We start from the raw sequence: 21,244 nt of genomic DNA, 5'->3' as shown, positions 1-21,244 counted from the left end.
TCAAGCGGCCTGGAAGGACACGGCCTCGATGCCGTTCTGCATGAAGCCGGCCCCGTTCCAGACCCGGTCCAGGGGCTGCGCGACGCCGTTGGTGTTGGTGCAGCGGACCCTGACCGTGTGGCTGCCGGCAGCCAATGCCGGCAAGCTGCCGTCGAAGCGGCGGAAGCTGTAGGGGCCTTCGTCCGCGCCGAGCTGCGCCGGGAACCACGTCGCGCCGCCGTCGCCTGAGAAGTCCACCGCCTTCACCCCGCAATCGCCGCCGAAGGCGATGCCGCGCAACGCCACCGGCGTTCCGGCCGCCACCTTGGCGCCATCGGTCAGGTTGGTGACGAACGAGCGCGGCACCATCCTGTTGATCGGCACCGTCTTGAAGCCGGTCTGACCGGGCTTGATGTTAGCGCCCGGCACGTCAGGAATGCGGTAAGCGGTCTTCATCCAGTACCCGTCGTCGGGCTTGTCCAGCACTTCGATGTCGGACAGCATCTTGACCCAGTAGGTCGAGTACCAGCCCGGCACCACGAGCCGGAGCGGGAAACCATTGAGCAGCGGCAATTGCTCGCCGTTCATCGCGTAGGCGATCATCACCTCACCATTGTTGGCGTGCTTGAGATCGAGCGACTTCTTGAAGTCGGGCGCGTCGTCGACCACCGGCTCGTCGAGGCCGTTGAAGCGCACCTGCACGGCACCGGCCTTCACCCCGGCCTTTTCGAGCACGTCCCTGAGGCGCACGCCGGTCCAGCGGGCGTTGCCCATCGAACCGTTTGCCCATTGCGCGCCGGTCACCCGCGGCTCGAACAACCCGCGCGAATTGCCCGAGCACTGGTTCACTGCGGCGATCTCGAAGCGCGGCAGGCCGGCGATGGCGTCGAGCGAGAGCGAGAGCTCCTTCTCGACATGGCCGTGGACCTTGAGCCGGAAGGTGCCGGCATCGACTTCGGTCGGGATCGAGGCCCAGTGCCAGCGGACGTAGAAGCGGTCGTTGGGGGTGAATACACCCTCGTCGAACACCGAGAACGGCGTCTCCAGTAGCGGCGGATGAGTGCGCTGGAGGATCATCTCGGCCTTGCCCGGAAAGGCCGTGGTCAGCGCCCGCTCGTCCGGGCCGCCGGGCAGCGGAAGCTTCACCGAGCCCGCCGCCCAGGCCGGTATGGCGGCGCCGAGGCTTCCGAGCCCTAGGCCACCCAGGACGAGGCGGCGGTTCATCGGTCTGTCCAGTCCGTGCATGGTCTCTCCCCTTGAAGGATGTCGGCGTCGATGCGTTCGAAGGCATCGGACCCGTGGCGATTCCTCGCGACCAGGGAGATGCTACGGGATACGATTTATTCCCACCAACGGTCTTTCGCGATACGAATGATCTCCAAACGCGATGATTTGAGAAGTTTCGATCTCCAATGGGACGATCAAGGACGCCGTCTCGGCGTCACGCCGCCGGCGCGCCGACGGGCGCGGTCCTGCGACACCCGAACAGGGCGTGACGCTCGGAAAAACCGCGCAAGGCGACGGTGCCGAGCGGTTCAAGGGCATGTGCCAACCCGTCGATGAAGGTGTCGGTGGCGATCAGCGGCGTGTTGTAGGTCTTGCACAGGCGCTCGACGCGGGCGAGCACGTTGAGATCGCGGCCGATCGCCGTGAAATCGACCCGGTCGCCGCCGCCGATATTGCCGTAGGCGACCTCCCCGACATGAAGTGCGACGCCGACCTCGAAGGCAGCCCTGTCACCGTTGCGCAGGGTCGCAAGCGCATCAAGCGCGGCCTCGGCGGCACGCAAGGCGGCACTGCGCGCCTCGGCCTCGTCGCGATCGGCATCGAACACGGCCAGTAGCCCGTCGCCGATGTACTTCAGCACCTCGCCGCCTTCCGCCTCGACGGCCGGCACGATGGCATCGAACATCCGGTTGAGGGCGGCCACGACACGGTCGGGGCTTTGCCGGTCGGACAGTTCGCCGAACCCGCGCAGGTCGGTCAGCATCATCGCGGCCCGCATCAAGCGTACGTCGCCGCGCCGCACCGTGCCGGTCAGGATTTGCCGCGCCGGGTCGCGTCCGACATAGGCGCTCAGCACCGCGCCTAGCATGTCGTCGAGCGCCTTGATCTCGAACAGCAGCGAGAACGGCTCGACCAGCGCCAGCAACGTGCAGATCTCGATCGGCGTGAAGCCGCCCGGTCTCGCCGTGGCCCAGGAGGCGGCGCCCATGCGTCCACGCGCGGCGCGCAGCGGCACGATGAGGTAGTCGGTTAGACCCTCGGTGCGAAGCTCGCCGAGCACGGGAAACGGCAGCGGCCCATCCCCGTCGAGACGGCATCGGAACGGGGTACGGGTCTCGACTACGCGCTCGACGGTGTTGCCGTGGAACGTCGGCGTACTCTCGATGCCGTGGCGGCGACGCAAGGCTAGGCTCGACGCTCCTGGATGCCAGACGCGCATTACCCAGCGGAACGACGGATGCAGGGTCGGCGCGTGGGTGGTGGCGCGGGCCAGTGGCAGGCCAAGCCCCGAGAGGCACGCACTGAACCCGTCGAGAAGGGCTGCCGCGTCCGCCGCTTCGCGACCCGGCCCCATCAACCATCCCGTCCCCTGCGCGACCGCCTCGGACGAAGATTGGGACGAACGTGTCACGGCAGTTCTTTCATCAAGGAGTTGGATCGATGCCATAGCGCGGATCAGACGAGGCCGAGCACGCGGATCAGGCCGAGGCTGACGGCGCCGAGGGCGAGGAGCGAGGCGACCACCGCGAGGGTCACCCGCGCCCCGGCCTTGGCGACGCTGCGCACGTCGACCCCGAGGCCGAGCGCCGCCATCGAGACCACGGTCAGCACGTTGGCGGTCTCCGACATCGGCGCGAGCGCAACCGGCGGGATCAGGCCCGTCGAGCGAAGGCCCGCGAGCGCAAGGAAGGCGAGGATGAACCACGGCACCAGGCGGTGGATCGCGAGGCCGCCGCGGGCCGGGCGGTCGCCCGCGGTGACGCCGGGGGCGGCCTCGTCGGTCTCCTCGCGCAGCCGGCTCGCGCCGAGCGAGAGCACCAGGACGATCGGGCCTAGCATCAGCACCCGGACGAGCTTCACCAGGGTTCCGACCTGGACGCTGAGCGCCGCGACCGGCGCGGTGGCGGCGAGCACCTGCGGCACGGCGTAGACGGTAAGGCCGGCGAGCACGCCGTACTGCATCGGCGACAGGCCGAGCAGCGGCACCAGCAGCGGCAGGCCGAGCACCACCAGCACGCCTAGCACCGCAGTGAAGGCAATGGAGGCGGCGACGTCCTCGCCGTCTGCGCCGATCACCGGTGCCGTGGCGGCGATCGCCGAGTTGCCGCAGATCGAGTTCCCGCAGGCCACGAGGATCGCCATGCGCGGATGCAGCCCGAGCGCTCGGCCGATGCCGTAACTCGACAGGATCGCGACCACGACGACGCCCGCGATGCCGAAAAGCAGACCCGGACCGGCGGCGAGGATCGTCGTGAGGCTGAGCGAGGCCCCGAGTAGAACGACCGCGATCTCCAGTACGGTCTTGGCCCCGAAGGCGATGCCGGGAAAGAAACGTTGCGACGGGGTCCAGGCGGTGCGGATCGCGCTCCCGAGCAGGATCGCCAGCACCAGGGCTTCGAGCCAGGCGCGACCGAACAGATGCGCCTCGACGGCCTCGAAGCCGACCGCTGCGGCGGTGACCGCCATACAGAGACCCAGTCCCGGAAGGATGGCTCTCGTGCCGGCCAAGGCACGCATTGACCGAGCGTGGGAGAAAAGTCTGGGCGCGGACATGGGTGGCTCCGATGTGATGCCGGAGAATCCCATGTTCTTTTCATTCACTCCAACGGAATGATTAGATGCTTCCCATCACTGAAATAGATGAAATAAGTGCCCCTTCGCAGATCACGGAGACCCATTGTGAGAGGCCGACAGGCGGATTCACCCGTCGATCCAGTGGGCCTTGATCGTCGTGTCCGCGGCAAGCTCATAGATCCTGACGGAGCCCGTCGCGAGTTCGAGGTGCTCGACCTCCGCCGGGCTGAGGTCTTCGAGCGCCATCACAAGGGCCCGCAGGCAATTGCCGTAGGCGACGACGAGCACGTCTCCGCCCATGACCGCCGGCTGGATGGTTCGGAGGTAGCATGGCACGATACGGGAGACGGTATCGCGCAGGCTCTCACCGTTCGGCGGCGCCTCTGCGTAGGAGCGGCGCCAGGTCTCGATCCGCTCCGCCCCCCAGCGCGCATCGGCGGCGATCTTGTCGAGCCCGCTGAGGTCCCCGTAGTCTCGCTCGTCGAGCGCGGCGAAGCTTTGGGGGACCAATCCGGGTTGCCCGAGCGCATCGAGGATAAGCCGGCCGCTCACGACGGCCCGCGTTAGCGTCGAGGTGAAGGCAGCGGAAAAGCGCCAGTTGCACTCTGCCAAACGCCGGCCGGCTGCCTCGGCTTCCCTCCGGCCCTGCTCGGTCAAGGGCGAGTCCAGCAATCCCGTGAACAGGCCGGATCGGTTGGCTACGCTCTAGCCATGCCGGACCAGCACGAGATGTCGCGTGACCGGGGCTTTGCAATCGTGAATCACCCTGTCTCCCGAGGCAGAGCACTTTCGTGCTGGTCGCATCGCCTCTGATGATGTCGGCATCCGACTTTAACGAACTTCGACCCTGCGATGGGTTGGACCGTCCATCCGGAGACGGCGGGTCATCCTAGGTCCGCTTATGAACGTCTTGCGACTGAAAGCAGCCAAGCTGCTTCCCACCCATCACGGACGTTCGTGGCGGGTCTCATCCGCTGGATTTGGACCACTCGACGTTGAAGTGCCATCACCTATCGGCTGCACGACCATCAAGGACGGTCATTGGCGATGCGATGATCACCGTTCTCCAATGGTGTGACCGGGGCTAGTCTGCTTTCGCACCGGGATGTCGGAAGTTGGAATTCGCGACCGCGGGATGACCGGACGTTTCGGAAAACGCCCTAAACATCAATGAGCCAAGGGAAATTTCCGGCCCTATCCCACGCGTTTCGGGGGTGCGAGGGTGCGCATTTAACTGTGCAACGACGCGGTTCTATTGCGTCCGACGATTTCAAAGACCATCCGGTGCTATCCCGTGCAGCCCCGTTTCACGACCGTAGCCAAACCGCAGTCGGCGAACGATACACTACCCTGATACCACACAGGGAATAGGCATCACGGTCGTGAAACTGCATGATCCGCTCAATACCTGTGCCGCCCCCCCCAACATCGCGCGGGGCATGGCCTTCTCACTCGACGTTATCTTCATCGGTACCACGCTGCTCGCAGCGCCGAATGACAACTCCACGACGCACTGCTAGCTTCGCTGTATGTGCTTCAGTCTGGGGCACCTAGGTGCTCTGTAACGCCTGATTTAGGCGCAACTGATGGTTTCGATGTGACGAGCAAGATTGCCAAGGCTGGACAGATCAAACGGTTCTACGAAATCGAGCAAGAAAGATTAATGCTCGACTTCGAAAAAATTACGCTTTTTACAGATCACCCAACTTCGCTCGGATCATTCCGCGAGCGTCGGCTAAGACAATTCCTCAAAGAATTTACACCTAAACAGCTTTCGGTCGAGTCTGGCTTCGTAAGTACATGGGCGCCGGAAACTGGACGTATTTCGGATAGCCAGAGCAAGCAGATCGATTGCTTGATATTTGACTCAAACAGAAGACAAGCCCTACTTCAGACGGACGATTTCGTAATTGTCGAGCCGGAAGCTATTTATGCTGCTGTGGAGGTAAAAAGTAGTCTCTCATTTTATCACGAAAAGTCGCCGACAGGAAAAGTAAATGAACAGTACCCGCTAAGTGAGTACGATGGTGGCGGCTACAGATGGGGAGGAACCTTTGTCGAAGCTTTGAGAAATATTATTTCCCTTTCAAATATCATGGGCCCAAACGGCGCGGGGGTATTCAAAGGAATATTTGCATATAGTTTAAATTTTGACTGGCGAAACGTCTATCATGCGTTCGATAACGACGAACTTCAAAGACAATTGCAAATTGAGCATATAGATCAATTGCCGCAGGCGATTTGTGTGCCCGGATCTCTCTTCATGTCTCTGTCGCCCCACGACCTTTTTGAGAGTGCGCCCCACCACGACGCTTCGACATCATTTCTTAATTATATCGGCACCACTGAAACTTCGCCTGCCTACCCACTCCAGTTTTTTACAACTTTTTACACGAACCAAGTAAACGTAAAACTGACGGGTCGTATGCCAGATGCGCACGGTCTATTCTCAGCAAATGACGCGACTGTAAAGATTTGGTCGCATCATTTTGACTTAAACTCTAGGGGATATGAGGATCAGTAAGGCACAATGGATATACAGAAATTTTCAAGAGCCCTGTATTAATCCGTTAATGATCACGCATTGTCGTATACAAACGTGTATACTTGTTGAAAATAATGGGCCTGGCTGTCATCCTTAATGGCCGATCAGCGTCAGATATTGACCGTCCTGCATACTTAAATACAGTGACATGCGCTCATTGAACCGCGTGAGGTCGCTCTGTCCTCAGTACGAGTACGCGTCTGATGCGGCCGCCCGCATCAAACTCGATCTCGTCTTCCTCGGAGACCCCAAGCAGCTTCGACCCCAACGGGGAGTTCACGGGAAGCCGGCCATTGGCGTCGTCGTGGTGCCCATGGGCCAGCGTGAAGGTCACGGTCTTATTGTCGTCGAGGTAGCGCAACACGACCCGATCCCCCGCCCTGACCCCTCCAGAAGACTGATCGTTCTTTTGGGCTCCAGGGCCCTCCCGCGACCCGTTTTCCGTGCGAGGTGCGGCGGCACCTTCGTTGATCGAGATGTTAAGCAGTGTGCTAACGGTCTCCCCTGACCGGGCCGCCGTTCGGTGCAGGGTGTAGCCGGACTGAAGTTCGGGTGCGCCGCCGGGCTCTATGCCTGCTCGTTCGAGCGTCTCGAAAAGGTCAAGCATGCAGCCATCCGGATCGAGAATGAAACTCGACGACCAGCAACGCCAGAACCGCCACCCGACACGTTCCAGGATGCGTTGCCGACGCATGTCGTCCGCCCAACGCTCCGGCCCGTGGTACCTGTCACCGTCGCATTCGACAGCGAGGCGCCGCCCGTTCGCGCCCTCGACGACGAGATCGATCCGATAGCCCAGCGCGCCGACCTGCGGGAGAACCCGGTAGCCGCGCCCAACGAGACGTCGGAGGACGTCCCGCTCAAAATCGGAATCGCAGAGTGCCTCTAAATCGCTGGTCCGGGCCTCGGCACCGGCCATCGGGTCGCGAAAGTGCCGTATCACCCGCGCCTTGAGGTCGTCCGGCTTCAGCTCGTCCTCCCGTACGGATCGCACCAGGACCAGCCGATCCCGGGCCCGGGACATCGCCACGTTGAACCGCTGCTCGAACTGGGTGGCGGTCTGGGACTGCTTACTGTCTGGATCCGCGATCATCGACAGGAAGACCACGTCGCGCTCGTTTCCCTGGAACGTGGCGCTGTCGCCGCAGGCGATGCGGTGGCGCCTCACGAGATCCTCGCCAAGTTCTTCCAGGAGCATCTTGTTGATGAGGGCAGCCTGCTTCGATCCGATGAGGGATACGATGCCGATCGTTCGCCAACGGTCCAGCGCCTCGATGCGAGCAAGGCTCGGGTCGTCGACGAGCTTGCGGATCTCCGCGACGATCACCTCGGCCTCGCGGGGGTTTTGCTTGTCGCCCTTACGGCGACCGTCCGGGACGTAGATGTCGATGAGCGGAGGATCGAGGCGCTCGTGTGCGGTCGGCACACGTAGGGGCACCAGGGGTTCAGGATAAAACTCCATGGAGAACCGGATGATCGGCTCGACGCAGCGGAAGTGCTCCCTCAGCATGACGAGCTTGTCCGGAAACATGACCTTCGCCAGGTCGTAGAGCGATGCCCCCGGCAGGAGCAGGGTCCTGAAGGGCTGGCTTTTGAGAAACCCGTGTTCCAGCCGGTCGATCTTGGCGTTCTCGATGAAGGCCGCGCTCGGGCTCACTTGCTTGTCGTCGCCGACCACGAGGATCTTCCGGCCACGTAACAGCGCTGGGAGTTCGCGTATGTCCGACTGCGAGGCCTCGTCCATGATCACCAAGTCGAACGAGCCGACCTCGCCGGGCAGCTGCTCGGCGACGCGCCACGCCGGCATGATCCAGCACGGGATCGCGGCATAGCACTGCGCCATGGCCAAGCGAGCGTCGCGACGATGGCGGCCGGCCCCCTTGCCGGTGCCCTTGCCGGTCTTGCGCAGGGCGGTGGCGAACATCATCAGGGCCGCGCGCACCGTCCCGGTCATCGAGCGACCAAGCTCGTAGAAGGTCCGCTCGCGGACGAGCCGTTCGAAGGTTTTCCGCACCTCGGCATCAAGCCGGACGCGCTCGTCGGCGAGCGTCCTCAGCCTGTCCCGGTCATCGATCCGTCTCAAGTACGCGGCCGTCACTGCCCATTCCCAGGCCTCGCGCCAATCCCCCGGCAGCAGCGGGTCTACCGTGTCCTGGGCCGGTTCCCTGCGAAGGCGTGAGGCCCAGACCGGCGCACCGCCTTGGCGGATGACCGCGGTGATCGATCGGACCACCTCGAATTGCCCCCGGCCCTGACCCAGGTCGTCGATCTGCCGACGCAGGGCGGACCATAGGGACGAGATCTGGTCTGCCCCCACCCCCTGGCGTCCGACGGCCTCAGATAGGACGTCGCGGGCGAGCTGACCGATCTTTCCGGCTGTCTCGGGGAAAAGGGTCTGTAGCCGATCGATCTCGTTCCGCGATGCGGAGAGTTGTGCCGCAGCCGCGGCATTCCGGAAAGCTTTCTCGACGAGGTCGAGCCGTCGGCGATCGAGCCAGAGGTCGCGAACGGACCCGCCACCCGGGACGAGATCCGCGAACGCCTCGCCGAGGACGCGCGTCGCGCGCTCGGCCCCTACGATGATGGCGTCGAGCGTTCCGACAAGCTGGCCGAGTTCGCGGGCCGTGGCGACCGGGGGAGCGCCGATCTCGTCCGCCAGCGCCCGCCAGCGGATCGCGAGCGATGCGACAGCATCCCGCCACGCCAGATGGTCCCGGACGTGCGCCCAATCCCCGGGCCCGGCTGGAGGACGCCCCTGAACCCGAATGGCGTCGACGATCGGACGCAGCGACTTTTCGCGAAAAGCGAAGAACCCAAACACCGGTTCTTCCGCGGCCAGCCGGCGAACGATGCCGGCGATTTCCTGCGAAGCGGGCTCGAAGGCCTCGGGGAGCTCGACGGGAAGGCCGAGGTACCGCTCCCGTTCCAGGGCGATGGGCCGGGCGTCCTCGGCAAAGCGTCCTACGAGGTCGACGATGCGGTTCTCGCCGGCCGCGAAGAGGATATCCTCTGCCAGCGCCCGTAGCCACGGTGTATCGTCCGCCAGGTCCTTGGCCCGGCGTAGGGATCCCAGCTCCGACGCCGCCTCAAGCGCCTTGGCGACGTCCTTTGGGGACATGATCCGCACCCGGATCGAGGGTTCGCTCGCCGCCGCCTCGGCCAGGTGTATGGACCGGACCAAGTCATCGTGCAGCCGCGCGATGACATCGCCGTCCGGCAGATCATGAATTGACGGCAGGACACAGTCGATGTGTTCGAGACGGGCTCCGAGGGCGAGGCGCGCCGAGCGGAGGCCGGCTACGTCCTGGTCCCGCGGCATCGCATCGAGTGAAGCATCGCTTGGACGGTCCTTGAACCAATCGTGCCTCACGGCTGAGAGCGTGACCCGCCGCGCAAGCTCGGCAGGTCGCTCGTGACCGAATGCCGGGGAAAGCTGGCGGAGCGCAAACCGCTCGATCTCCGCGTCGACCTCGTTCAGCCGGCTCCGAAGCCCCACTACCGACGCTTCGAGGTCCCGGATCAACCGCGACTGCTCCGATGGCTTGATGCTCTCGACCACCGACTGAAGAAGGCGGACCGCCGCTTCCAGCTGTTTGAAGCCCTCGCGCTCGGTCGCGGTGATGCTGATGGCGAGGTCGCGCACACCGTCGGGAAGTTGGTCACGCAACACGGCAAGGGCCGGCTCGCCATGCGAGACGACGAGGACGCGCCGACCGGTCGCCATGTAGTGGCAGATGATGTTCGAGATGGTGTGGGTCTTGCCGGTCCCGGGCGGCCCCTGCACCACGATCCCGTCCGTGGCTTCGAGCCGCCGCACGATCTCCATCTGCTCGTCGTTGAACGGCTTGGGGAAGAACAGGTCGCCGGCCTCGGCTGGGCCGACCGGTTCGGGCGCGTGATCGACCGTCCCACCCACCCGGTCGCTCAGGGCGCGCCAGAGATCGCCCGACGGCTTGTCCGCAGGCCCCATGACCAACGTCCGTGCCGGACCCGGGAGATCATGTTCCTCCGCGGCACGTTTCACGGAGCGCTTCAGGTTCTCGATGTCCGCCAGCAGGAAGCTGTCCGACCTATGGCGAGCGAAGATCACCCAGCGGTCGGAGACCGTGAGGTTCTCACCTGCGCCGGGTACGGGTTCGTGGGGCGCGAGGGTCAGTCGGTCAGGTAGGTACCCGCCCTCGACGTCGAGCCGGGCTTGGCAGGATCGAAGAATCGGCTCGAAATCGTCGCGACGGTAGGGCGAGATGCCTTCGTCCGGATCGTGAACGGCGATGGCGCGTCGGGCTGCATCGTGGGCCAGCATCACACCCTCGACGCCCATGTCCTCATAGGCCCGAAGGTTCACCGCGGCCGCGGCGGCGCGCGGTCGAATGCGGATTTCGGCCCCTCCGGCATCGTCGACTTCAATCTCGATCAGGCGCTCCACAAGCGGCAGATCGATCTCACGATCATCCTTTTTCCATCGCGCCAGGCCCATGCCCCAGACGAGCTCGAACGGCCGGTCTCCGCCGCCGAGCTCGGACAACTGCGCCACCTCGAAAAGACGCTGATACAGGGCCAATGAACGACGTACCGGCCCCTCCGCGAGGGACCAGGGCAGCCACTTCTCCGTAATCCAGGCCTCCGCCGCAGCCTGAACGTCGGCCCTGTCCTCGATCCGCAGCCGGACATCCCAGAGATGGACATCCTTCTCGGGCTGGATCGGCGCCTCGGAGCAATCCTCGACCCGAGCCAACCCTGCCGAGACAAGGGCGTTCTTCTCGCCCATCGGTATGGTTCGGATCAGAAACGGGAGCAGCCGGGGCCGGCGTTCCGGATCAGGAGCGAGTTCCAGCCATTCCGCAGTCTCCTCGGGCGGAGCCGGCGGCGCACTGCGGCGCAACCGCTGGACCGCCAGCCAGATCGGTCCCTCCTCGTCGACGAGGTCGTGCCTGACGCCTGGGAGAGCATGGAGTTCGTGCTGGTGGAGGATGAACGCCTGCCCGGTCGGGAGCCGATGCTCGCTCAGCCGCATGGCCGCTCTTTCGTCGAGCCTCACGACTTGCTCGACGTAGCCCAGCAGGTCGTGGAGCCTTGCGCTGGCGGGATCTGGCGTCTCTCGATTGATCATTGCCGGGATGCGCTACCCTGGCCGCGCGTCCTGGCGAAGCTTCCGGGCAGGACAGTCCGATACGTATCGAGGCGACGTCAAGCGCCTGCCTCGGAATCCGGGGGGAGACGCCTGCCCCAAATTCGTGGACACCGGAGATGAGCCGCATGGAGGCATCTGTCGACACCCCGAAACCTAGAAGGTCAGTCGGGAACAGCTGGCTGGCCACGGGCCGGGAAGCTCTTCTTCGTCTTCAAGTCAGCCATCTTCACCGCATGGCGGAAACCGGGAACCGGGTTCCGGGAGGAAAGGCCGAGTAGAGTGCGGTCCAGTCAGGGGGACGCCCGCCGGTTTATGAAGGGGACGCTGCGCCCTTATCGTCATCGCCCGCTTCATTCGGTTTGACGGTAAAAGACAAATAGGAGCCAAGGGCCAGGGCCAGAAACACGATACCGATAACCGCTTCGTACATGGTCACGAGACGGGGCAGTAGGCTGTCCGGTGCGAAATCGCCGAACCCCGTCGTAGTGATCGTCATGGCGCTGAAATAGGTAGCGTCGAATGCATCCCGTAACGGATGGCTGTACGCACGGTGCAGTGACAATGCCTGTGCCGCCAGATGCACTAGGCCGAACTGCAAAATCGTTTCGATATAGCCAATCCCGAGGAGCTTGATGCGCTCGGACTTATTCATCTCGATGCGAGGCTTCTTGCCTTCGAGCCGGTCGAACGCATCGCTGGAAAACGCGAACACAAGCTCATTGATACGGCCAAGGGCGTAAATTCCAGCTATGACATAGAGAAATCCGGGAATATTTGGGCCAAAAAATCTGTCCCCGATGCTGAAGCAGCAGATCTCGATGGCGATAGCCAGGAAGCATATGTTCCATTCTATCAGCTCGCGCGACGTGTTAATCTGACCGCTCCTAATGCGGATTTTCGCTACCATCCTGCTCGGAGAGAGTATCCAGCCGCACCATTTTTTCAAGTGATCGCAATCAATTCTTAGCATCGTAGGCGACAATCAACCCATCACCAGATCAAAACTTGAAGACTTTGCCGATGCTCTTGAGGCCTTTCGAGACAGCGTTTCCCGCTTTGACAATCTCGTTATTAGGCCCAGGGCCCTCTCTTAGATCCTTAATTCCATTATTTACGATTTTAATAACTTCATGATTTGGTCCCGGAGCAAGAACGTTGTTCTGCCAAAGTGAATAAGCCTGATAGGCCACACTGTGATCACCAAAAGCGGTCCGGACCTGACCATCGACGCCACGAAGAAATTTCCGGTATTCATTATTTGGCCCGAAGCAACCTTGGTCAGTTCCTATGCCATGCTGAAAACATTTATCGATTTCTCTCTGCATAAGCTGTCCGCCGGCGCACACAGCGAATGCATGAGGCTCAGCCCCTGTTGTAACCGCGCAGGATAGAGCGATTTGCTGCTCGGGCGTCAAATCCTTTGCCAGTGCGCAGACCGCCGCCGAACCGAGGCTCGAAGCGTTTTTCGTTGCGCATGACAAGTAATATTGCTCGTTCTGACCAAGAAACCCCTTTCCCAAGCAATTTGCCACCTCCGCGTTCCCGCTACCGGAGGTATCCATGCAACTCCTTACGTCTGAGTACCGAGCATATCCATCGATAACATTCGAATTTCCTGTGGAACATGCGAGCGCTGCGCCGCCGTCACCCGGATTGTCGTCCATGCAAGATTTGACGATCCGGTATTGCGGCGGCATCGCCTTCGACACCAGACAACTCATGAATTGATCATTGTCTGCACTCGAATTACGACATTGCGCGAGCCTGTTTTCATCTGGAAGCGGCGGCGCTGCGACCTGGACCCCCGGGGATACGTCGCCCCCAAAACCGGTGCCCGGCCGTCCAGGCAGAATGACATTGAGGGTCGCGTCGGGCGCCGCCAATGCGTTGGCCATCTGGATGCTGTTTCCACTTCCCTGACATGCCAGCGCGCCGGGGATGCCACATGGCAAACCGGCCGAGCAGTGAGGGAAAGGCGGCGCACCGCAAGCCGGAGCGAAGGGAAACATCTGCGCGAAGCCAGGAGGGACAGGGCAGTACAGCGTTCCCGGCTGACCGCAGGCTCGTGCCATGGGGCACGCCACCTGTCCTGGGCCGCCGCAGAACGGGGGGCCGGACTGAGCAACCTGAAATCCCGGCTCTCCGAAACATGGCCCTCCCTGCGAGCAAGAAATAAACGTCGCGGTATCGATGACAAGGCCGGTACACATTTGCATAAGCTGAGTGTTGATTGCGCCGTTCAGATAACAGCCGGATATGCGTTGGCGGATCGATTGCGGCTGAGCTTCAGATGTGGCCATGCCGGCTATGAACAGCAGGCTGATAGAGGCAAAAAATAATCTGAGAAACTGATTCATGCCCGATCGCGACTGAACCAACATACGGATCTCCGGTCCAACTGGCAGGCAAGGGAGCGATACGAAGCGAACTTCGGCTATGGGCAAACGAAGCAGAATAATTTTGCGCTGTCGAGAGGAGAGTAGCCACGATCTCTATACAAAGTTCGATACAATCGTTGGGCAGTGAGGCGGCTATATTGCCGTAGCCGCGAGTCGGACAAGACAGAAACGACGGCAGCATGCCGACAGCCTCGACTGTCTTTCCAGACAGGGCGCTAAGGCTGGGGGCGCTGCCCCCACGACGCATCAAAGGGGGGGGGCCCTCCCCACGCTCGCTGCGCTGCGCGTCGCCCCGGTCCCAGCTGCACCGCCCCCTGACGCTCTACCCCCCGCGTTCTCCACGTGGCAGGGGGGCTGCCGCACCCAGAAGCCCCCCCAGCCCTATAAGCGAATGACCATCCTACGCATCGAAAGAACGGGGACAGCGCTTCAACGAACGTGGTCTATGTGGCCTTGAATATCTGCGCCACTTTGTGAGGTATCCTGATCCCCGAAGGAATGCTTTTCAGCGGTTGGCCCCACCCCTACGGCGGATGGCATGGTAGAAGCTGCGATCGATCTTCCAGAGGGTGGAATGTTTTTTGAAGGTCGCGTGGACGAGATCCCACGGCGGCGCACGCTTCACCCACGGCGACCCGTCGGGTGGGCGCCCGCCGATGACATAGGCGGCGAGGCGCTCGTCTTCCTCCTCGGCCATGGCACATGCGAACGCTGCCGCAAACGAGGGCAGCGTCCGCTCCTCGACGTCGTCCCTTCCCCGTCCGGGATTGCGCATCTGGCCGACTAGCTCGATGCGCCTGACATCGCCGCCCTCCGCGGAGCGGATGAGGCATTCGTCCGGCCCGGGCTGCTCGGGCAGTCGGGCGAGATACTCCTCGACGACCTTCACCACGTGCTCCGGGATCGGCACGATCCGGCCGAACGACAGGGGGCGCTGCGTGCCGGGAGGACCTTCGTCCGGATCGATCTTGATCCGATCCTCGCCGCCAACACGCCAATGCTTGCGCTTGAGCCGCAGCATCTCGGGTTCCCGGACGCCGCAGCCATAGGCAAGCGCCACCACCGCCGGTCCCCGATAGGTCAGCACGCCCTCGGTCTTCGCCGTCTCGTAGCACTCCGCAGTCAGGTAAGGCCGCGCCTGGGCCTGCGTGATGAGCGCCATCGATCAATTCCGCCTGCGACGAGGGAACTGCCGCTCGCCCATGGACTACGGCAGGTTCCTTCGTGAAGCGTATCGATGGCCACCCGCGCGGCCCTTTTCCACAAGGCCCCCTAGACCGGCGCGCCGTCAGCCTGCGACGCGGTCGACAGGGCGAGGACATCATCGATCCGGGGCGAGGGCCGCTCTCGCGCCCGGTGCGGTCCCGCCTCGGTCCGGCCGGTCTCACGGGGCATCATGCAGGCGGCCCGGTTCGCGCGGCGTTATCCGCCAGGCGCACGCGGATCTCTTCAAGCGTCACGGGCCGCCAGTCGAAGCAATCGACGCCGACATCGGTGCTCGTGGCGGTGCCGGGCAGGCTACCATGCGAATGGCCGTAAAGGTGGAGGTCGCCACGATGCATCCGCGGCCAGACACGATGAGCATAGTGGCTGAGGAAAAGCCCCTGGGGTGACCCGTCGGGATTCTGTACGACGACCTGGGCGACGTCGACGACGGGCCCGTCCCAGGGTAGCCTTGCAGCGACCTTGTCGTGGTTGCCTCGCACGAGGAGGCGACGCCCCTTCAGGCGGTTGAAGATGCCGAGCGCGTAGTCCTCCTTGCAGCGATAGCAGAAGTCGCCGAGGTGCCAGACCGTGTCATGGGGGCGGACCACCTCGTTCCACCGGGCCACCAGCGTCTCGTCGTGCTCCTCGATGCAAGCGAACGGACGGGCCGCGTGCATCCTCGGCGAGAGGATGCCACGATGCCCCACGTGCGTGTCTCCCGTGAAGAAAATCCTGGACTTGGTCATGCCGGCCTCCGGCCGTTGAGAAGGCCGCGTGCGCGGCATCGTCATCAGGGGTCAGGTGATCGAAAAGGCCGCCCCGCGCCTCAGGTCATGCCCTCCCGTCCGTAGGGTGATCCCCCATGTTCCGGGGCGATGGCAATGCTCGTTGGGGCTTCGGGGCCATGTACTGAAATGGCTTGCAACGGAACGGGATCGAACGAGAACGCCTAGTTCGGCATGTAATTCGATCAGATACTATCAATCATCACCGCATTATCTTGATTGGATCGGGTAATTATTTTCAAACAAAGACCATAAATGCAACGTCAGCGGTAAAAACCGCACGCTCCCCCCTCGCCAGCCCAGGGAAACTTCGCTAGTCACGGCATCATGATCCGCGTCCTGCACACCGGCGACTGGCACATCGGGCAGACCTTGCGGGGTTTCGCTCGGGACCACGAACATGCCCGCGTCTTCGATGCCCTCGTGGCGATCGTCGAGGCGCGCGAGGTCGATGCCCTGGTCATGGCCGGTGACGTGTTCGACAGCCAGAACCCGTCCGGCGAGGCCCAGCGCCTGTTCTACGAGCTGCTGGTGCGCCTGCATCGCGCCCGACCCGCCATGACGATCGTGGTCACCGCCGGCAACCACGACGCCGCCGGCCGCCTTGAGGCGCCGCGCGCCCTCCTCGACGCCATCGGCGTCCATGTCGTCGGCAACGTCAGGCGGTCGGACGGTGCCCTCGACCTTTCGCGGCACCTGGTGCCGATCCGCAAGGACGGCGCGGTGGCGGGCCACGTGCTCGGCGTGTCGTATCCCACAGCCGCCTGCATGCCCGGCCTCGCCGTGGGCCGCGTCCGCGACGAGGCCGGCTCGCCGATCGTCCGGGCGGTGCGCGACCTCTACGCCGCCCTGCACGACGCGGCCCGGCCGGCACTGGCGGGGTTGCCATACCTCGTCACCGGGCACCTGCACGTCGCCGGCGGACTGGAATCCGAGGGGGCGGAACGTCGGATCCTGGTGGGCGGCGAGCATGCCGTCCCGTCCGACGTCTTCCCGGAGGACGCCGATTACGTCGCCCTCGGCCATCTCCATCGTGAACAGCAGGTAGGTCGTCCGACCATACGATACTCCGGGTCCCTCATCCCGCTCTCGGCCGCCGAACTGGCCTACCGCCACGGGGTCACCCTCGTGACCGTGGGCGACGGCCCGGCGCGGACGGAGCACGTCGTCATCGACCGCCCCGTCCCCTTCCTGCGCCTGCCCGATGCCGGCGACATGACGCTGGGCGAGCTCGGCGATCATCTCGCGGCCCTCGACCTCGATCCCGGCCTGCCGGTCGAGGTCCGGCCGTTCCTGCAGATCCGGCTCGCCCGCACGGGACTGCCGGCCGGTCACCGGGCCGAGGTGGATCGCATCGCCGAGGGGTTCCCGGTGCGGGTGGTCGACGTCCGGGTCGCGAGCGTCGAGGGGGCCGTGCCGGACCTGATGCCCGAAGGCATCCCGGCGGTCCGTCTCGCCGAGCGCGACCCGGAGGACCTGTTCCGCCTCGCCTTCCTACGGACCCACAAGGTCGAGCCCGCCGCCCCGCACCTCGACGTGTTCCACCGCGCCGCGGCGGGCGCATGAGCCCCCGACCCCCGGCCCGGTCCTGATCCATGCGCATCCTCGCGATCCGCGGCGAGAACCTCGCGAGCCTCGCCGCGCCGTTCGATATCGACCTCGACCGAGGCCCCCTCGGCGACACGGGCATGTTCGCCATCACCGGCGAGACCGGGGCGGGCAAGTCGACGATCCTCGACGCCCTATGCCTTGCGCTCTACGGGCAGTTTCCCCGCGTGAGCGCCGCACGGCGCGAGGAGGTGCCGGACCCGAGCGGACAGCCCATGGCCTCCGGCGACCCGCGCGCCATCCTGCGCCGGGGGGCCGGCGAAGGCTTCGCCGAGGTCGACTTCATCGGCCGGGACGGCATCGGGTACCGGGCGCGTTGGACGGTGTACAGGGCCCGCGGCCGGGCGGATGGACGCCTTCAGAACGAGGGCCGCAGCCTGTCACGGATCGAGGACGGCGCCCCGATCGCCACCGGCAAGACCGCGGTGCTCGCGGCGGTCGAGGCCGCCACCGACCTGACCTTCGAGCAGTTCCGGCGCACGGTGGTGCTGGCCCAGGGCGAGTTCGACACCTTCCTCCTCGCGAGCGAGGCGGATCGGGCCGAGCTGCTCGAAAAGATCACCGGCACGGCCGTCTATTCGGAGATCTCGAAGCGGGTCCATGCCGGCACCGAGGTGCAACGGGCCACCCACGCCGCATTGGTCGCGCGGCACGAGGCCATCGGCCTCCTCGACGCCGGGGACCGGGATGCGAGGCTCGTCGAGGTCAAGGCGATCGAGGACGCGATGCCGGGCCTCGTCGTCGAACAGGCGGCCCTGGCCTCGGCCCTCGACCATTCCAGGCGGTTGGCCGCGGCCGAGACGCAGCTGGCGGAGGCGGCGGCACGGGCCGACGAGGCCGCGGCCCTCGTCCGGGCCGGCGACGCCGATGCCGCCCGGCTGGCCGAACTCGACGCCGTCGAGCCCTTGCGGCGGGCGGCGGACGCCGTCGCCTCATCCAGGGACACCCTCGCCGCCGCCGCGGAGCTTCGCGACAGGGCCCAGGCGGACGTCGAGGCCGCGGAGGCCGGGCTCGCCGAAGCCCGTGCCGGGCATGCCACGGCGCGGGCCGCGGCCGAGGCCACGGAAGCCGACGTTCGTGCCTTCGCCCCGGCATGGAGTGCCGCCGAGGTCCTCGACGCGCAACTCGCCGGGCTCGATCGCGAGGCGGAGGCCGCGAACGTCAACGCGATGGAAGCGGGCGCCGGTTTCGAGGCGGCACGGATCCGGCGCATCGGCCTTAGCCGAGCCCACGACGCGCTCGTGGCCGGGCTTGCCGAGGTGGCCCAGCGGATGGACGCGGATGCCATTGCCGAACCGCTTGCCGTCAAGGCCGCGGAGATCGCGGGGATGTTCGACAAGAGGGCGACGCTGACGTCGAGGATCGCGGCGGCCCGCCTTGCCTTCACGGATGCCGAGGCCGCCGTCGCGGCGGCCGATGCCGCGACGGCGGTCGCGCGTGATCGGCTGACGTCGGCACGCGAGGCCCGATCGCGTCTCATGGCGGCCCGCGCGACCATCGAGGTCGAGCGCCGGGTCCTGGACGTCGAGGTTGCGGAAGCCCGCGACGCCCATCTCCGGGAACTCCTGGCCCGGCTTTCGACCGCCGGCGACCTCATGCTCCGTCTCGGACGGGCCGAGGCAGAGATCGGACGCGCACGTGCGAGCGGCGAGCAAGCGACGACAGCCCGCGACATGGCGGCGGCGCGGCGCGTGGCGGCGGAGGCGGCGCAGAGCCAGGCGGCCCGAGGGCGTGCCGAGATCGTGACCCTGGCGGACCTCGCCGAGCGCAGCGCATCCGCCGAGGCGGCGCACATGCGGATCGCCCTCATCCCGGGCCGTCCCTGCCCGGTGTGCGGATCGGCCGACCACCCCGTCGCGCACGGCGAACACGGGACCGACGAGCTGGCTCTCCTCGCCGAGGTCATGCGCGCGCGGAGGGCCGTCATCGATGCGGAAATCGCCGGGGCCGGCTCGGACATCGCAGCGGCGATCGCGGACGAGGCGGGCGCGACGGCCCGACTGGAGACCGCGACACGCGAGGGTGCCGAGGCGGCGGTTCGCCTGTCGAACGACGCCCTCGCCTACGCCGAACTCCTGCCCGGCCTGACCTCGTCCTGCGGTGCCGCGGGCCTGGCGCCGGTGCCACCGCTTGGCCCGGGACCGGAGGCCTCTCTCCACCTCGACGCGGTGATCGATGCGGCCCGCTCGGCGCGCTCCACCGTGGCAGGGGTCCTGGAACGGGTACGCGGACTGGACGGGGAGATCCGGGCGCAGGGTCGGTCCATCGAGGCCGCAGAGGGCGAGATCGTCGCCGCCGAAGGCATCATCGCGGGCAAGGCGGGTCCGCGACACGAGGCGGCGCTCCTCGCCGCAGGAGGACGTTCGCTCGTCGGCGAACTCCTTGACCGCGTGGAGTCCCTCGATCGCGAATTGGGACCGTACCTCGTCGTCGCCGGGCTCGACCTCGCCGACCTCGACCGGGACCCGCACGCCACCGCATCCCGCGTTGCGCGGATCGGTGCCGCCTACCGGGACCTCCGCGACCGCCACGGTATCCTCAAGGGCGAACTGGACGCCGGCTCCCCCCTCCTGGCCGTGGCTGTGGAAGCCGAGGCCACGGCGACGATCGCAAGGGACGGTGCGGAACGGGCGGCGGGTGATCGGGCGGAGGCGCTGAAGGATGCGCGCCGGCGGCGTGCCGGCCTGCTCGGAGGCGAACCGACCGGCATCCACCGTGCCCGCATCAACGCCGTCAGCGATACGGCCCGTGCAGCCTTGAGGTCGGCGGACGAGGCGGTGGGCTCGGCGATCGCGGTCCACGCCTCGGCCTCCGGCGCGTTCGAGCATTCCCTCGCCCAGTTCAGGAGGGCCACGGAGTTGTCCGGGCATGCACGCGAGCGTTTCATGACGGAATGCGGCGATCGAGTCCCGGACGCGGTGATGATCCTGCTCGCCGTGCCGCCCGGGACCCGCTTGGCCCTTCGCGATGCCCGTGATCGCCTGCTCCGTGGCCACGAGGCGGCCGTCGCAGCGCTGGCCACCCGTCGGGCGGACCTCGACGGCCTTAGAGCGCGCCCGGCGATCGACGTGCCGGGGACCGAGGCCGCAGTGGCACGTATCGCCGACCTCGTCGCGGCGAACCAACGCCGTCACGGTGCCCTGGACGCCGAACTGGCACGCGACGACGCGGCCCGCGGGCAGGCCGCGAACCTTTCGGGCGAGATCGAGGCCGCCCGGGAAGGTCTCGGTCATTGGGAGATGGTGGACGCGGCGGTCGGTTCGGCCGGCGGCGACAGGTTCCGACGCTTCGCCCAGGGGGTGACCCTGGAGCACCTCGCCCGGCTGGCCAACGAGCAGCTCAATGTCCTGAGCCCGCGCTATCGGCTCGTCCGCAGCCGGGCGGCGGACCTGTCCCTGCACGTCCTCGATCGGGACATGGGCGACGAACTCCGTGGCACCCGCAGCCTCTCGGGCGGGGAGCGTTTCCTCGTCGCGCTTGCCCTGGCACTGGCGCTCTCGGGGTTGGAGGGGCGGCAGGCCTTCGTCGACACCCTGTTCATCGACGAGGGCTTCGGGTCGCTGGACGCCGAGACGCTCGACGTCGCGGTCGATGCCTTGGAGACCCTCCGGGGTCAGGGCCGGCGCGTCGGCGTGATCACCCACGTGGCCGCGATGATCGATCGCATCGCCGTGCAGGTGCGGGTCGAGCGCCGGGGCAACGGGCGCAGCGTCGTGAGGGTGACGGACGGCATCCTGCCGGGGTGATGCCTTCCCCGGAGCGATCGCACCGGCGAGGTGGAAGGCATCGA

Annotated in this window: 11 protein-coding genes and 1 pseudogene; 3 read left to right on the top strand and 9 right to left on the bottom strand. The window is 65.4% G+C overall.

From position 1 onward, the window contains the following. The 4 genes and pseudogenes from MKK58_RS05455 to MKK58_RS05440 all read right to left on the bottom strand — a co-directional run bounded on the left by MKK58_RS05455 (position 1) and on the right by MKK58_RS05440 (position 4,584). Positions 1 to 1,224 carry a molybdopterin-dependent oxidoreductase gene (locus MKK58_RS05455; protein ID WP_056217685.1) on the bottom strand — a complete coding sequence of 408 codons (1,224 nt, stop codon included), beginning with the start codon at positions 1,222 to 1,224 and terminating at the stop codon, positions 1 to 3. Between the two features lie 196 nt (positions 1,225 to 1,420). Continuing rightward, positions 1,421 to 2,560 (bottom strand): adenylate/guanylate cyclase domain-containing protein, encoded by a 1,140-nt coding sequence (locus tag MKK58_RS05450; protein ID WP_056217688.1) that lies wholly within the window; start codon positions 2,558 to 2,560, stop codon positions 1,421 to 1,423. A gap of 101 nt (positions 2,561 to 2,661) precedes the next feature. Continuing rightward, on the bottom strand, positions 2,662 to 3,723 hold the full coding sequence (locus tag MKK58_RS05445) for a YeiH family protein (RefSeq protein ID WP_056160256.1): 1,062 nt from the start codon (positions 3,721 to 3,723) through the stop codon (positions 2,662 to 2,664). Between the two features lie 183 nt (positions 3,724 to 3,906). After that, positions 3,907 to 4,584, bottom strand: a pseudogene (locus MKK58_RS05440) (2,3-bisphosphoglycerate-dependent phosphoglycerate mutase). Positions 4,585 to 5,377: 793 nt separating this feature from the next. Between MKK58_RS05440 and MKK58_RS05435 the strand changes: the two are divergent. Beyond that, complete coding sequence (locus tag MKK58_RS05435; protein ID WP_243911132.1) at positions 5,378 to 6,304, top strand: DUF6602 domain-containing protein; 927 nt, start codon at positions 5,378 to 5,380, stop codon at positions 6,302 to 6,304. Positions 6,305 to 6,479: 175 nt separating this feature from the next. Here the strand turns inward: MKK58_RS05435 and MKK58_RS05430 are convergent, their stop codons facing one another. The 5 genes from MKK58_RS05430 to MKK58_RS05410 form a co-directional block, all read right to left on the bottom strand. Next, complete coding sequence (locus MKK58_RS05430) at positions 6,480 to 11,339, bottom strand: AAA domain-containing protein (RefSeq protein ID WP_243911131.1); 4,860 nt, start codon at positions 11,337 to 11,339, stop codon at positions 6,480 to 6,482. Positions 11,340 to 11,766: 427 nt separating this feature from the next. Next, entirely contained in the window at positions 11,767 to 12,363 is a 597-nt protein-coding gene (locus tag MKK58_RS05425; RefSeq protein ID WP_243911130.1) for a potassium channel family protein, read from the bottom strand. Positions 12,364 to 12,454: 91 nt separating this feature from the next. Then, positions 12,455 to 13,813 (bottom strand): hypothetical protein, encoded by a 1,359-nt coding sequence (locus MKK58_RS05420; protein WP_243911129.1) that lies wholly within the window; start codon positions 13,811 to 13,813, stop codon positions 12,455 to 12,457. 547 nt (positions 13,814 to 14,360) lie between these two features. Next, positions 14,361 to 15,017 carry a hypothetical protein gene (locus MKK58_RS05415; RefSeq protein ID WP_243911128.1) on the bottom strand — a complete coding sequence of 219 codons (657 nt, stop codon included), beginning with the start codon at positions 15,015 to 15,017 and terminating at the stop codon, positions 14,361 to 14,363. A gap of 232 nt (positions 15,018 to 15,249) precedes the next feature. Further along, positions 15,250 to 15,807, bottom strand: coding sequence for a metallophosphoesterase (locus MKK58_RS05410; protein ID WP_279578230.1), 558 nt, complete (start codon positions 15,805 to 15,807; stop codon positions 15,250 to 15,252). Between the two features lie 366 nt (positions 15,808 to 16,173). Between MKK58_RS05410 and MKK58_RS05405 the strand changes: the two genes are divergently transcribed. Both MKK58_RS05405 and MKK58_RS05400 read left to right on the top strand, forming a co-directional pair. After that, positions 16,174 to 17,412: an exonuclease SbcCD subunit D gene (locus tag MKK58_RS05405; RefSeq protein ID WP_243911127.1), complete on the top strand. Its 1,239-nt coding sequence runs from the start codon at positions 16,174 to 16,176 to the stop codon at positions 17,410 to 17,412. Positions 17,413 to 17,441: 29 nt separating this feature from the next. Next, entirely contained in the window at positions 17,442 to 21,200 is a 3,759-nt protein-coding gene (locus MKK58_RS05400; protein ID WP_243911126.1) for an AAA family ATPase, read from the top strand. Positions 21,201 to 21,244: the final 44 nt, after the last annotated feature.

Source organism: Methylobacterium sp. J-078 (genome assembly GCF_022829285.1).
GTDB lineage: Bacteria > Pseudomonadota > Alphaproteobacteria > Rhizobiales > Beijerinckiaceae > Methylobacterium.
Note: the sequence above shows the minus strand (reverse complement) of the source record. Positions and strands in the feature narration are given on the sequence as shown.